This window comes from Pseudomonas sp. NDM, from assembly GCF_003105095.1.
GTDB lineage: Bacteria > Pseudomonadota > Gammaproteobacteria > Pseudomonadales > Pseudomonadaceae > Aquipseudomonas > Aquipseudomonas moraviensis_A.
The window spans coordinates 1-12,696 of record NZ_QETJ01000058.1 but is presented as its reverse complement, the minus strand read 5'-3'; the positions used below and the strand labels follow the sequence as shown (position 1 = coordinate 12,696).

Genomic DNA, 12,696 nt, shown 5'->3' with positions numbered 1-12,696 from the left:
CAGGCGATGTCATAGAACAACAATCTGAACATTGTGCCCGCGCCATTGTTCTAGATTCACAAGACACCGGATCAAGGACGAGAACATGGCCGTAACTCTCGCTGCGCAGCCAATCCCCACCCCGCAACGCGCCGTGACCCGACGCCTGGCCATCGCCGTCGGCGCGCTGTTCGTTGCCGGTGTCATAGCCGCCATCAGCACCTTGCTGGGCATCGCCAAAACCCTCGATGGCAAGGACCTGGAACAGAATCAGTTCTATTCCGTGCGCGCGGTGGAAAACCGCATCACCGCGTCGAAAAACTACATCACCAGCTACGCCTACTGGACCCGCGCCTTTGAGGCGTTGAGCGGGCCGGTCGACACCGAATGGGCGTACACCGAACAGAACATGGGCAAGACCCTGTTCACCACCGATGGCTATGACGGCGTGTTCGTCCTTGATCGCAAGCGCACCAAGTACGCAGTGATTCGAGGGCAGATGGTCGAGACCGACGTGTCCACGGTGCTGCAAGCCTCCGCCCCGGCGCTGGTCGAGCAAGTGCTGGGGCAGCCCGACCTGACCAAACCGGTCAGCAGCTATTCGCTGTTCGAAGGCTGGCCGGCGCTGATCACCGCTGCCGCAATCATCCCCAACGATGAACGCCCGCTGGATGAACTGAGAAATACCTCGGTACTGGTGTTCGTCGACAAGCTGACCCCAACCAAACTGCGCAAGATCGGCAGCGGTTATGGCCTGACCAATCTGACCCTTGCCCCGGACGAAACGATTGAATCCGGTCAGCCGCGTGTGCCACTCGACAGCACCGGCTACAGCCTGGTCGCCGACCTGCAACGACCCGGCCAGCAATTGTTGTGGTCGCTGGTGCCACCGCTCGGCGCGACGTTTCTGGTGTTGATGCTGCTCACCGCCTATTTCTTCCGCCATGCCTTGCGCTCATCGCAATACGTCGACAACAGCATTCATGCCATGCAGGCGTCGAATCAGGCACTGGAGACGGCCAATCATGCGCTCGAAGCCAGTGAGGAACGCTTTCGTGCGGTTGCCGAAGCGGCCTCGGACTGGATCTGGGAAGTCGATGGTCAACTGGCGCTGACGTACCTGTCGGCGCGGTTCAGCGAGGTGACCGGCTACCCACAGGCCTTCTGGCTGGGGCAAGACATTGGTGAGTTGCTGACGTGCGATACCACGCCGCTGGAACTGTGGCTGCGCAAACTCAGCGAAGAAAACAGCGCGGGGGATTTGCGCTGCACCTACCGCGACCACTCCGGGCAACCGCGTCACTGCCGGCTCTCCGCTCGGCCGATTTTCGACAAGGACAGCGTCGTCGGCTATCGCGGTACCGCCAGCGACATCACCGACGAGGTCGCCGCCCACGCGCAGATCCAGCACCTGTCGATGCACGACGCCCTGACCGGTCTGCCCAACCGCAACAAACTGGCGCGGTATCTGGATGAAGTGCTGATATTGAAAGAACACGCGCCGGCGCTGTCGCTGCTGATGATCGATCTGGACAACTTCAAGCCGATCAACGATTCCCTCGGCCATCCGGCCGGTGATGCGGTATTGCAGGAAGTCGCCACGCGTCTGCGCGAATGCACCCGTGAAAACGACATCGTCGCGCGCCTCGGCGGCGACGAGTTTGTCGTGGTGCTCAACGGCATGGACAGCCATCACGAGATCGACAAGTTCTGCACACGGCTGATCGGCAGCCTGCATCAGCCGATCAATTACGAGCAGCATCCGCTGCATATCGGCGCCAGTATCGGCATCGCTCTGAGCCGTCGTCACGGCTTCGTCGCCAGCGACCTGATTCGCTATGCCGACATCGCGCTGTATCAGGCCAAGTCCGACGGCAAGAACACCTGGTGCTATTTCGAAGCGCACATGAGCGACCAGATCCAGACGCGCCGGCAAATGGAAGATGACCTGCGCCATGCGCTCAAGCACAACGAGTTCGTTCTGCACTATCAGCCGCGTTACAAAGTCGATGGCAAACAGATTGTTTCGGTCGAAGCGCTGGTGCGCTGGCAGCACCCGACCCAAGGTTTGCTCGGGCCGGACGTGTTCATTCCGCTGGCCGAGCAGACCGACCTGATCGTGCCGCTGGGGCGCTGGGTCCTGCGCGAAGCCTGCGAAACCGCGCTGGACTGGCCCCATGACATTCTCCTTTCGGTCAACCTTTCGCCTGCGCAATTTGCCCTTAGCGATGTGGTCGAGGACGTTCGCGAAGTGTTGGTCGACACGCGCTTCCCCGCCAGTCGCCTGGAACTGGAGATCACCGAGAACGTTATGCTCAACGACACCGATGGCGCGCTCACCACCATGAACCAGCTCAAAGAACTCGGTGTACGCCTGAACATGGACGACTTCGGCACTGGCTATTCGTCCCTCGGTTACCTGCGCGCCTATCCATTCGACGGGATCAAGATCGACAAACGTTTCATCGCCTCGATCAGCAGCGGCACCAATGATCGCGCCGTGGTGCAGGCGATCATTGGCCTGGGCAAGGCCATGGGTTTGACGGTGACTGCCGAAGGCGTCGAGACCGAGGAGCAACTGGCGATTCTCGGCAAGGATCAATGCAACGAGGTGCAGGGTTATTTCATGAGTCGGCCGATCGACAAAGCGGCGTTTGCTGATCTGTTACGCGCATCGAGATTGTCGCCAGTCAGCAAAAAAGGCCGGGTGACCTGAGTCTCAACTGTGCTCGGCAACTCGAACCTTGCCGCTGAATACGCGAAAGCCGAAGGTGTTGTAGGCCAGAGTGATCGGGATCAGCACGGCGAAACCGACCAGCATGAAGATCTGGCTGGTCGGGCTGGAAGCGGCTTCGCTCAAGGTCAGATTCGGCGGAACGATGAAGGGATACAGAGCGACCAGCATCACTGCGAAGGCCAGGATGAAGACGCCCAGTGCGGCGAACAGCGGCACGCAATCGAAGCGGCTGCGCAAACCATTGATGAACACCATCGCTAAAGCGCTGATGACCATCCCCGCTGGCAGCCACAGCCAGATACTGGCAAGCCGCCGGGCGTATTGCGGCTGTAACGTTGCCGTCCAACCGATCAGCACCATCAGTAACGCCACGACGACCAGCCCCAGGACGCGGGCCTGACGCGCCGAGCGTCGTTGCAATTCGTCCTCGGTGCGCCAGTACAACCAGCATGTCCCCAGGCAGAGATAACCCAGCACCAGCACCAGACCGCAAAACACCGGGAACGGGTTCAGCCAGTCGCGGCCATCGCCGATGTACTGACCGCCCTGATGCGCAACGCCCTGCACGAGGGTGCCAAGCACCATGCCCTGGACAAATCCGGTCAGCAACGAAGCCAGCGCCAGTACGCCGTCGACGATTCTTTTGCGCTGTTCGTTCGCTGCGTAGTCGCGGAACTCCAACGCCATGGCGCGTGCAATCAAGGCGAGAAACATCACGATAAAAGGCACATACAGCGCCGGCAGCAAAATCGCGTACGCCAGCGGAAACAACGCCAGCAGCCCACCGCCGCCGAGCACCAGCCAGGTCTCGTTGGCGTCCCATACCGGCAGAATCGTCACCGCCATGGCCCGCCGCTGCTGGCTGCAACTTGTGAGGCCCATCAGCATGCCGACGCCCAGATCGGTGCCGTCGAGCAATACGTAGTTCATTACCGAAAATGCCAGCGCGGCGGCGCACAACAGTGTCAGCCAGTCCGTGTCCATGTGTGCGCCTCCTCAGTGCCCGGTTTCGTCGGCAAGGGTCGGCTGCGGCCCCGGTTGATCGGGCTGCGGCGGCTCGCGCAACAGGCGCAGCAACACCCACAGGCCGATACCGAAGACCAACAGATAAAACAGCAGGATCAACCAGGTCGAGCCGACGACTTGCGCCCTGGACACTGACGACAGACTGTCAGCCGTACGCATCAGCCCATAGACCGTAAACGGCTGTCGCCCCACTTCAGTAACCACCCAGCCACTGAGCATCGCCAGAAACCCGGCTGGCGCCAATAGCACGCAAGCACCCCGCCATCCGCGCGCGGTGTACAGGCGATTGCGCCGACGCAGAACCAGGCTGATCACGCCCTGACCGAGCATCAGCAGCCCCAGGCCGACCATCAGCCGAAACGCGAAAAACACTGGCGCGACGGGCGGGATGTCCTCAGCCGGGAATTCATCAAGCGCGGCGATGGTGCCAGTCAAATCGTGATGCAAATACAGGGAGCCGATGCGTGGAATGGCGACTTCCCAATGATTGCGCCGCTCGTCCATATCCGGCCAGGCGAACAGCCGCAGCGGCTCCCCTGCCCCCGGCGCCGGCCGCGTCCACGAGCCTTCGATGGCCGCCACTTTCTGCGGCTGAGCGTGGAGACTGTGCCGACCGTGCAGATCACCGACGACAAGCTGCACCGGCATCAGCACGGCAATCACCCACAGCGCCATGGAGAATTGCAGCCGAGCGCGCGGATTCTCTGATGCTTTGCGCAACTGCCAGGCGCTGATGCCGGCAATCAGCGTCGCACTGCCGATGAACACCGCGAGCAGCATGTGCACCAGACGATACGGAAACGACGGATTGAAAATGATCGCCCACCAATCCTCGGCGAGGAAACGCCCGTCGGCGCCCATCGCATAGCCGGCGGGGGTGTGCATCCAGGAATTGGCAGAAAGGATCCAGAACGCGCTGATCAGCGAGCCCAGCGCCACCGCGCAGGTGGCGAAAAAGTGCAGACGCGGACCGACCTTCTTCAGGCCGAACAACATGATGCCGAGAAATCCCGCTTCAATGAAAAACGCCGCCATCACCTCGTAGAACATCAGCGGGCCGAGGATATCGCCAGCCTGCACTGACAGCCGAGACCAATTGAGGCCGAACTGATATTCCAGAATCAATCCTGACGCCGTGCCCACCGCAACGTTCAGCGCAAACACCTTGAGCCAATAGCGATAAACATCCAGATAAACTTGGCGCCCGGTCCTTAACCACAACGCTTCCAGCACCATGAGGAAATTCGCCAGACCAATGCTGAACGCCGCCAGCACGATATGGAAGCTGATCGTGATCGCGAACTGGGCGCGGGCCGCCATCAGGGCCGAATCGACAGGCTCCATTCATCAGCCGCTGTAGAACACAGCAAGCTTGTTGCCTTCAGGGTCGCGCAAATAGGCCACATAAAAGTCAGGCGTGTAGGCCTCGCGAGTGCCCGGTGGGCCTTCGTCGGTGCCGCCACTGTCCAGCCCCGCCCTGTGCACCTGATCGACCTTTTGCCGGGAGTCGGCACGAAACGCCGGCATCATGCCGTTGCCCGGCGTTGCTCGCTCGCCATTGAAAGGTTTTGAAATGTGTACGCTGCCGGGGCCGTTGGACTTGTCGACGCAATCAGGCAGGTAGAAACAGTAATGCTCTTCGCGATCATGCCGGTAGCCAAGCGGCGTCAGGATCGCCTTGTAAAAAGCCGCCGAACGATCGACATCGTTGGCGCCGATAAACAGATAACTGAGCATGGGAAGTCCTCCGATGGCAGTTTTCAGCCGTGCGTTTCTTCCTGGTTATGGGTAAACACGTTACCGGCATCGCGCACCAATTGGCGCCATTCGGCGCTGGTAATCAGGCCTTGCTCCTCCATCTCGTCGGCGGCCTTGAGCAACTCGTCATATTGCTGCTCCGGATCCAAAGCGGCTTCTGCCTGCTCCGCCATCTTGCGCCAGGCCGCCAGTGATGCCTTTTTCTGCAGATCGAACATACGGGTATCTCCTGAGGGACTTACCCGGTAGAAAAAACAGCGAGAAGGAGGTTCAGGGCAGACGACGGATGGAAGTTAATGTACAAAACCTTGTCGGAATGAGCCTGCTCGCGACAGCGGTAGATCTTCCAGATTGAATGTGAATGTGCCTCCGTCATCGCGAGCAGGCTCGCTCCCACAGAAAAGCAAAAGCAAAATCAAGATCAAAAGATCGCAGCCTTCGGCAGCTCCTACAGTTGGATTGAGCACAACCTCAAAAGCAGGTCGGCTGTCAGGCCGCCTTCGCGAGCAGGCTCGCTCCCACAGAAAAGCAAAGCAGCGCAGCTGCCCGCGGCGAAGCCGCCCCACTCAACAATGAGCGTTAGCTCGAGTGCTTTTGATCCACTGGCGACGTCGGAAGGCTGAGCGGAGGGATTGATCCGGGCGTGGGAGCGAAGCGACCGTACGACGCAGTCGGACACAGCGAGTGTAGGTGCAGCGAAGCAAACCGGAGCCGCTGCGCCGGGATCGATCCCGCAGCGAAGGAACCCGAGCCTGCGAGGGCCGAACGCAGGAGCAAGCCTTTTCGGTTACCTTTTTGGCGTTTGAAAAAGGTGACCCGCCGTAAGGGCGGAACCCTAAGTCGCCGTTACCGCAGAAATGGATATTCACCCAAAACCCCAAGCAGCATGGTCGGCCCAAAGGCCGCCAAGCCCCCCTAGACCCGAGCCTGACTCTTACTCCAATCCGTCAACAGACTATAAGCCACCGCCAACAACGTAGGCCCAATAAACAACCCGATAAACCCAAACGCAATCAACCCGCCAAACACCCCGAGCAACACAATCACCAACGGCAGATTGCCGCCACGGCTGATCAGATACGGCTTGAGCACATTGTCCACGCCACTGATGATGAACGTCCCCCAGATCCCGAGAAACACCGCCATCCCGTAATCGCCCTTCCACGCCAGCCACGCCGTGGCCGGCACCCACACCAGCGGCGGCCCCATCGGGATCAGGCTGAGCAGGAACGTGACGATCCCCAGCACCAGCGCCCCCGGAACGCCAGCAATCAAAAAGCCGATCAACGCCAGTACCGCCTGCGCAGCCGCCGTACCAATCACGCCATTGACCACCCGCTGAACAGTTCCGGCCACGAGCTCGATGTAATACCCGGCACGATCGCCGATCAAGCGCTGCAGCAGACTGTGCACGAACGCCGCCAGTCGCGGCCCGTCACGGTAGAAAAAGAATACGAACACCAGACTCAGCGTCAGCTCGAGAATCCCGCCGCCGATCTGCGCGCTGCGTGCCAGCAGCCAGTTGCCGACCTGCCCCAGATACGGTTTGATCGAGACCATCAACGCCGCGCCCTGCTGGTCGATGCTGTCCCACATCGCCACCAGCCGCTCACCGACCAGAGGCACGCTGCCCAGCCAGGTCGGTGCTTCGGGCAGACCGTCGACCTGCACATCCTTGATGAATGCTGTGGCATCGCGCACATGATCGGCGAGATTGAACCCTAGCCAAACCAACGGTGCGGCCACCAGCAACATCCAGCCCAATGTCAGGATCAACGCGGCCAGCGATTCGCGGCCATTGAGCGCCCGGGTCAGCAAACGCATCAGCGGCCAACTGGCGAACGCCAGCACCGCGCCCCAGAACAGAGCCGACCAGAACGGCGCCATCACCCACAGGCTGGCGCCAAACAACACCAGCAGCAGAATCTGCACCAGCAGGCGATCGTTATTGAGCATGGAAAATCCCGGCAAAGTCAGTCAGCGAAAGAGTAGGCGAACATGCATCGCATGCTCGCCGGGCACAGCTTATCGCAACAGGTCGATGCGCAGGCCAGAGCCTTCGAGATTGCCGGTTTCCAACCGCGCCGCCCGCACGCCCTGAGTGATCAACGCCTGGCGCCAGGCTTCGGCCCTGGGCCCGGAAACCGTGACCCGCAAGGTCGTATCGAGATTCAGCCCCCGGGAAATCAGGCGCAGCCAGGTGGCATCCGGCTCATCGGCAAGTTTCGGAAAATCCAGTTCGCCAGTGCTTTTCAACTGGCGCAACAGGGTCGCTGAGGTTGGCAGCAACTCGCCCAACGGCGCAGTCGCCTCGAACTGCTCGACATGCAGATAGGCTTTGCGATTGCCCCGCGTGATGCTGTAGAGCGCCACCAACGTGTTGTCCTTTGGCGCCGCCAGCCTGAGCAACAGATAGGCCTGCTGCTCATCGGAACCGTACAACTTGGCGTTGCCGAACACCTCGTTGGCCCACAGGCTGCTTTCGCCGCAATCACGGGCCTGACACCAGAACAGCAGCTCGGCGTCCTGCTTTTGCAGGGCTTCGCGGGCGGCGGTGAAGGCTTCGGTAGCGGAATGTTCCGGCGGCAATTCGTAGGTCACCGAGGTGGTCTGGCCGCGGGCGGTGATCTGCCCGTCGAAACGCAACTGGCCGCTGATCTTGCGGATCGAGCCCAGCGGATAGATGCGCTCCAGCTCGGCGGCCGGGCGATAGTCGACGATCTGCGCGTCGGCCAGACGCGGCACGATTTGCAGATCATGGCTGCCCGGCACATCGGCGGCGAACGATAAGGAGCTGAAGCAGCCCAGCGCGAAAAGACTGAGTGACCGCATAGTCAGGCTCACCGGACGGTCAAGGCTGGGCGGGTCGGGGTCGCAGCGGTATAGAAATCCATCGAGTTTGTCTCCCATTTCAACCCGCCCAGCCTCGGCAGTTGCCCGCAGCAAGTCAAGGCATGGCGAAGAAGCGATTGAAACAGTCTGCTACAAGACCTGCGCCAGCCTGGTCATTCAGGTGCAGATGATGCCCGCCCGGCAACTGTTCGTGACTGAACGGTAGACGCTGCAGCAGCTCGGGATGCCTGGCCAGCATGCCATCCGCCGCGACCACCAGATGGGCCGGACAGCGGACGCGCAGAGCGAACGCCATCGCCTGTTCCTCGGTCAGGCGCAGCGGCGATGGCAGCGTCAGGCGATTGTCGGTGCGCCAGGTGTAACCGCCGGGCACCGGCATCAAGCCGCGTTGGGCCAACAGTTCAGCGGCTTCGCGACTGACCGCCACCAGGCCTTTCATCCGCGCCTCGATGGCACGCTCGAGGGTGGTGTAGACCGGTTTGCGCTTTTCCCGCAGATCGAGTTGCGCCTGCAGGGCCATGCCCATGCGCTCGGCGGCGTTTTCTCCTTTGTCTGTAGGAGGAATCACCCCATCGATGAGCGCCAGATGACTGATGCGCTCCGGCAGCGAACCGGCGAGGACCATCGAGACGATCGCGCCCATCGAATGCCCGAGCAGGCCGAAACGCTTCCAGCCCAGTTGTTCGGCGACTTGCAGCACATCGTGGGCGTAGTCCCACAGGGCATAACCGGCGCCGTTCGGCCGATGCCCGGAATGGCCATGCCCGGCCATGTCCAGCGCGACGATGCGCAGGCCTTTGAGCATCGGCGCCAGCCGGGCAAAGCTGTTGGCGTTGTCGAGCCAGCCGTGCAGCGCGATCACCGGCAAGCCGTCGTCAGGGCCGAACAGGTGCGCGGCCAGCTCGATGTGCGGCAGGTTCAGGCGTACTTCTTCGCAGGTCGGGCTCATGCGCAATCCTTGTTCTGTCGGTGTTCCCAGCGCATGAACAGGCTCTTGAGCAACCGTGCCGTGTCCTGCGGGCGCTCCAGCGGAAACATGTGCCCCCCGGGCATGCTCAGCGCCTCGCCTTGCGGCAGACGCGAAACGAAGCGTGTGTGATGACGCATGACCACGCGGCTCTTGTGCCCGCGCACCATGGCCAGTGGCACCTGCAATTGCCGGGTACGCCCGGGGCTGGTGTGCGGCACGCCGCGATAAATGCTGATCTCCGTGGCGGGATCAAAACGCAGGCGCAGTTTATCGTCGACCTGATGCAAACCGTGTTGCAGGTAGGCGTCGAAGCATTCCGGGTCGAAGCCACGAAACAGGGTTTTGCCGGCAAAGTAACTGCGCGCGCTGTCCAGATCGGCGAATTCTTCACGGCGCCCGAGCGTGCGCCCGGCCGGGGTCAGCTTATCGATGAAACCAAAACGCTTGGCCGCGCGAATCACCCACTGATCGGTGCGCGTCAGCACCGGCGAATCGAGCATCACCACGCCCCGGTACAGCTCGGGACAGCGCAACGCTGCGTGCAGGTGCAGCAGACCGCCAAAGGAATGCCCGACGCCCCACACCGGCTGCTCCTGCTGCTCCAGGTGATGGATCAGCTCATCGACGAGGTTGTACCAATTGTCGTCCGCCGGAAAACGCGGGTCATGGGCATGCTGCTCCAGATGCGCGACCCGGTACTCCGGCGCCAGCGCCGCGAACAACTTGCCATAGGTCCCCGAAGGGAAACCGTTGGCGTGGGCGAAAAAGATCGGTTGCGACATGCGGGCAAATCCACTGGGCGAGAAACGTGGCGTTGATTGTCCGCAAGACCCGGCGCCGCAGCAATGACTGTAAGTGCCAGGAATGATGACAGTCTGGTCAGGGTGATGTGTGTGAGCGAGACTGCTTCCCCCTCTCCCCCAAAGGGGGCGAGGGGGGAAAGGGAGCGATCGGGGATAATTAAATTCTGAAGGTCGGCGCGAAACCGCCGATCAGAACTCACCTGGAACACGCAGGTCTCTCAGGTCTACGACGATCGCCGAAACCACACGGTCGGCCCCCTCTCCCCCTGGAAGAGGGCTGGCCCTGACGGAACTCGATAATTGTCAGCGCAATGGTGGCTGTTCCCCCAGCGGCACCACCGCCATGGTCAGGCGCGACACGCAACTGGCCTTGCCTTCATCGCTGGTCAGGCGGATGTCCCAGACGTGTGTGGTGCGGCCAATGTGGATCGGCGTGGCCACCGCGGTCACTCGCCCGCTCCGCAAGCCACGCAAGTGGTTGGCGTTGATCTCCAGGCCGACGCAATAGAACTTGCTGGCATCGATGCACAGATAACTGGCCATCGAGCCGACGGTTTCCGCCAGCACCACCGATGCGCCGCCATGCAGCAGACCGTAGGGCTGATGGGTGCGATGGTCGATGACCATGCTCGCGGTCAGCGATTGTTCGTCGAAGGCTTCGAAGCGAATGTCCAGCACTTCGCCAATGGTGTTCTTCTGGATTGCGTTCAACTGTTCGATGTCGGGTGCAGTACGCCACAAGCTCATCGCAGACTTCCTTTGTTGTTGTAGTCGACGCTCAATCCTGCCACAGCACCGCCTCACTGCGCGCGCTCCATTCTTCGAAGCGCGCGCCGTAGCGGTCTTCAATGACATTGCGTTTGATTTTCAGGGTCGGCGTGAGGAAGCCGTTGTCCACCGCCCAGTTGTCCTTGACCACCACCAGCCGGCGCAGGCGTTCGTGTTTGTCGAGGGCGGCGTTGACCTCTTCCAGAAGCTTTTCCAGGCTCGCGTGCAGGTTCGCTCGGGGCTCTTGCTGATTGACCGTCGACAGCACGCACAACCCCAGGGGCGCACTCAGGCCATCGCCGACCACGCACACTTGCTCAATGCGCGAATGCACGGCCAGACGGTTTTCGATCGGCGCCGGCGCGACGTATTTGCCTTTGCTGGTCTTGAAGATTTCCTTGAGACGCCCGGTCAGGCGCAGGCGCCCTTCACTGTCCTGCTCGCCCTTGTCGCCGGTGCGCAGAAAACCGTCGGCGGTCAGCGTCTCGGCGGTCTTCTGCGGCTCCTTGAAATAGCCGAGCATGTTGGCCTGGCTGCGCACCTGCACTTCGCCCGATTCATCGATGCGCACTTCCACTTCCGGGCACGGCTGACCAATCCAGCCCTGCTTGTATTGCCCGGGGAGGCAGATATGCGAATAACCGCAGCCCTCGGTCATGCCGTAGACCTCCAGCACATCGAGGCCGAGTTTCTGATACCAGGCAAGCAAGGTCTGCGGCACTGGCGCGGCACCGGACAACGCCACGCGCAAGGCATCCAGGCCAAGCCCGGCCAGCACTTTATGCCCGACCCGCTTGCCGATAAAGGGCAGCCCGAGGAGAAAGTCCAGACGCTGCGCCGGGATCTTGCTGTACACCCCCATCTGGAATTTGGTCCAGATACGCGGCACGCCAAACATGGCCGTCGGCCGCGCGCGCTGCAGATCGGTAATGAAGGTGTCGAGGCTTTCGGCGAAAAAAACCGTCTGTCCGGTGTAGATCGACGCCAGTTCGACAAACATGCGCTCGGCGACGTGACACAGCGGCAAGTACGACAGCAGCCGATCGTTCTCGTTGAGTCCGAACAGCTGCGTGCCCCGACTGGTGGCGAAACCGAGATTGGCGAAACTGTGCATCACGCCTTTGGGCAGGCCGGTGGTGCCGGAGGTGTAGATGATCGTCGCCAGTTGCTCGGCGGCCGGACGCGGATCGTCCTGGATCGGCGAACAGCTTTGCAGATCCGCCCAACTGAAATCGAATTCGCCCGGCGGATGCAGCGGCAGGCTGATGGTCGGCAAACCCGCCGGCACACCTTGGGACATGCCTGCCCAGTCATCGAGCTTGCCGATGAACGCCAGCGCACTTTCCGAGTGGGTCAGCACCTGCGTCACGGATTCCGCGGTGAGGTTGGGATACAGCGGCACCGAGACATGCCCGGCCATCCAGATCGCCAGGTCGGCGATGATCCAGTGCGCGCAGTTTTTCGAGATCAGGGCGATGTGGCTGCCGGGCGGCAGTTCCCGCGCCCGTAGCCAGTGGGCAGCGCAGCGTGCCTGATGGCCGACGTCCGCCCAGCTCAGCGTCTCGACCTGGCCGCCACCGATGGGCTGCACCAGAAAGCGCTGGCGCGGGTGCCGGGCTTCCCGTTCGTAGAACACGTCCAGCGGCAAACGGAAGGCGGCAGACATGCGACTCGCTCCTGTTTTTTTGGGTCTGGAGCAAGCGTAGTCAACCAAGCAAGTGCTTGGTTGAATTTTTTACCAAAAGAGACAAGATGAAGAGATCGCAGCCTTCGGCAGCTCCTACAGGGGTATGCATTCCAAT

The 12,696-nt window shown here is 61.4% G+C and carries 11 protein-coding genes; 1 reads left to right on the top strand and 10 read right to left on the bottom strand.

Annotated features, from left to right (window positions below):
* The first annotated feature begins 85 nt into the window (after nt 1–85).
* On the top strand, nt 86–2,695 hold the full coding sequence (locus tag DCO47_RS14045) for an EAL domain-containing protein (RefSeq protein ID WP_042610286.1): 2,610 nt from the start codon (nt 86–88) through the stop codon (nt 2,693–2,695).
* Between the two features lie 3 nt (nt 2,696–2,698).
* On the opposite strand, the gene cydB is transcribed toward DCO47_RS14045, so the two are convergent.
* The 10 genes from cydB to DCO47_RS13995 form a co-directional block, all read right to left on the bottom strand.
* On the bottom strand, nt 2,699–3,700 hold the full coding sequence (cydB, locus tag DCO47_RS14040; RefSeq protein ID WP_042610285.1) for a cytochrome d ubiquinol oxidase subunit II: 1,002 nt from the start codon (nt 3,698–3,700) through the stop codon (nt 2,699–2,701).
* Between the two features lie 12 nt (nt 3,701–3,712).
* Complete coding sequence (locus DCO47_RS14035) at nt 3,713–5,086, bottom strand: cytochrome ubiquinol oxidase subunit I (RefSeq protein ID WP_116658296.1); 1,374 nt, start codon at nt 5,084–5,086, stop codon at nt 3,713–3,715.
* Nucleotides 5,087–5,089: 3 nt separating this feature from the next.
* Nucleotides 5,090–5,479 carry a VOC family protein gene (locus DCO47_RS14030; RefSeq protein WP_116658295.1) on the bottom strand — a complete coding sequence of 130 codons (390 nt, stop codon included), beginning with the start codon at nt 5,477–5,479 and terminating at the stop codon, nt 5,090–5,092.
* 23 nt (nt 5,480–5,502) lie between these two features.
* The gene (locus tag DCO47_RS14025) at nt 5,503–5,718 is read right to left on the bottom strand and encodes a hypothetical protein (RefSeq protein WP_116658294.1); all 216 of its coding nucleotides are present in this window, start codon (nt 5,716–5,718) and stop codon (nt 5,503–5,505) included.
* Nucleotides 5,719–6,415: 697 nt separating this feature from the next.
* A complete protein-coding gene (locus DCO47_RS14020; protein ID WP_042607148.1) occupies nt 6,416–7,456 on the bottom strand; it encodes an AI-2E family transporter in 1,041 nt (346 codons plus the stop codon).
* A 69-nt stretch (nt 7,457–7,525) separates the two neighbouring features.
* Nucleotides 7,526–8,332 (bottom strand): DUF4892 domain-containing protein, encoded by an 807-nt coding sequence (locus DCO47_RS14015; protein ID WP_064364805.1) that lies wholly within the window; start codon nt 8,330–8,332, stop codon nt 7,526–7,528.
* A gap of 115 nt (nt 8,333–8,447) precedes the next feature.
* The gene (locus DCO47_RS14010; protein ID WP_042607150.1) at nt 8,448–9,302 is read right to left on the bottom strand and encodes an alpha/beta hydrolase; all 855 of its coding nucleotides are present in this window, start codon (nt 9,300–9,302) and stop codon (nt 8,448–8,450) included.
* On the bottom strand, nt 9,299–10,105 hold the full coding sequence (locus DCO47_RS14005; protein WP_065616805.1) for an alpha/beta fold hydrolase: 807 nt from the start codon (nt 10,103–10,105) through the stop codon (nt 9,299–9,301). The genes DCO47_RS14010 and DCO47_RS14005 overlap by 4 nt, the downstream gene beginning before the upstream one ends.
* Nucleotides 10,106–10,429: 324 nt before the next feature.
* On the bottom strand, nt 10,430–10,873 hold the full coding sequence (locus DCO47_RS14000; protein WP_042607152.1) for a hotdog fold thioesterase: 444 nt from the start codon (nt 10,871–10,873) through the stop codon (nt 10,430–10,432).
* A 31-nt stretch (nt 10,874–10,904) separates the two neighbouring features.
* Nucleotides 10,905–12,560 carry an AMP-binding protein gene (locus tag DCO47_RS13995; RefSeq protein WP_042607153.1) on the bottom strand — a complete coding sequence of 552 codons (1,656 nt, stop codon included), beginning with the start codon at nt 12,558–12,560 and terminating at the stop codon, nt 10,905–10,907.
* Between the last annotated feature and the right edge of the window lie 136 nt (nt 12,561–12,696).

Bases quoted from the DNA above. Each gene is read 5' to 3' on its own strand.
- DCO47_RS14045 (WP_042610286.1), top strand. From the start codon at position 86: ATGGCCGTAACTCTCGCTGCGCAGCCAATCCCCACCCCGCAACGCGCC.
- cydB (WP_042610285.1), bottom strand. From the start codon at position 3,700: ATGGACACGGACTGGCTGACACTGTTGTGCGCCGCCGCGCTGGCATTT.
- DCO47_RS14035 (WP_116658296.1), bottom strand. From the start codon at position 5,086: ATGGAGCCTGTCGATTCGGCCCTGATGGCGGCCCGCGCCCAGTTCGCG.
- DCO47_RS14030 (WP_116658295.1), bottom strand. From the start codon at position 5,479: ATGCTCAGTTATCTGTTTATCGGCGCCAACGATGTCGATCGTTCGGCG.
- DCO47_RS14025 (WP_116658294.1), bottom strand. From the start codon at position 5,718: ATGTTCGATCTGCAGAAAAAGGCATCACTGGCGGCCTGGCGCAAGATG.
- DCO47_RS14020 (WP_042607148.1), bottom strand. From the start codon at position 7,456: ATGCTCAATAACGATCGCCTGCTGGTGCAGATTCTGCTGCTGGTGTTG.
- DCO47_RS14015 (WP_064364805.1), bottom strand. From the start codon at position 8,332: ATGCGGTCACTCAGTCTTTTCGCGCTGGGCTGCTTCAGCTCCTTATCG.
- DCO47_RS14010 (WP_042607150.1), bottom strand. From the start codon at position 9,302: ATGAGCCCGACCTGCGAAGAAGTACGCCTGAACCTGCCGCACATCGAG.
- DCO47_RS14005 (WP_065616805.1), bottom strand. From the start codon at position 10,105: ATGTCGCAACCGATCTTTTTCGCCCACGCCAACGGTTTCCCTTCGGGG.
- DCO47_RS14000 (WP_042607152.1), bottom strand. From the start codon at position 10,873: ATGAGCTTGTGGCGTACTGCACCCGACATCGAACAGTTGAACGCAATC.
- DCO47_RS13995 (WP_042607153.1), bottom strand. From the start codon at position 12,560: ATGTCTGCCGCCTTCCGTTTGCCGCTGGACGTGTTCTACGAACGGGAA.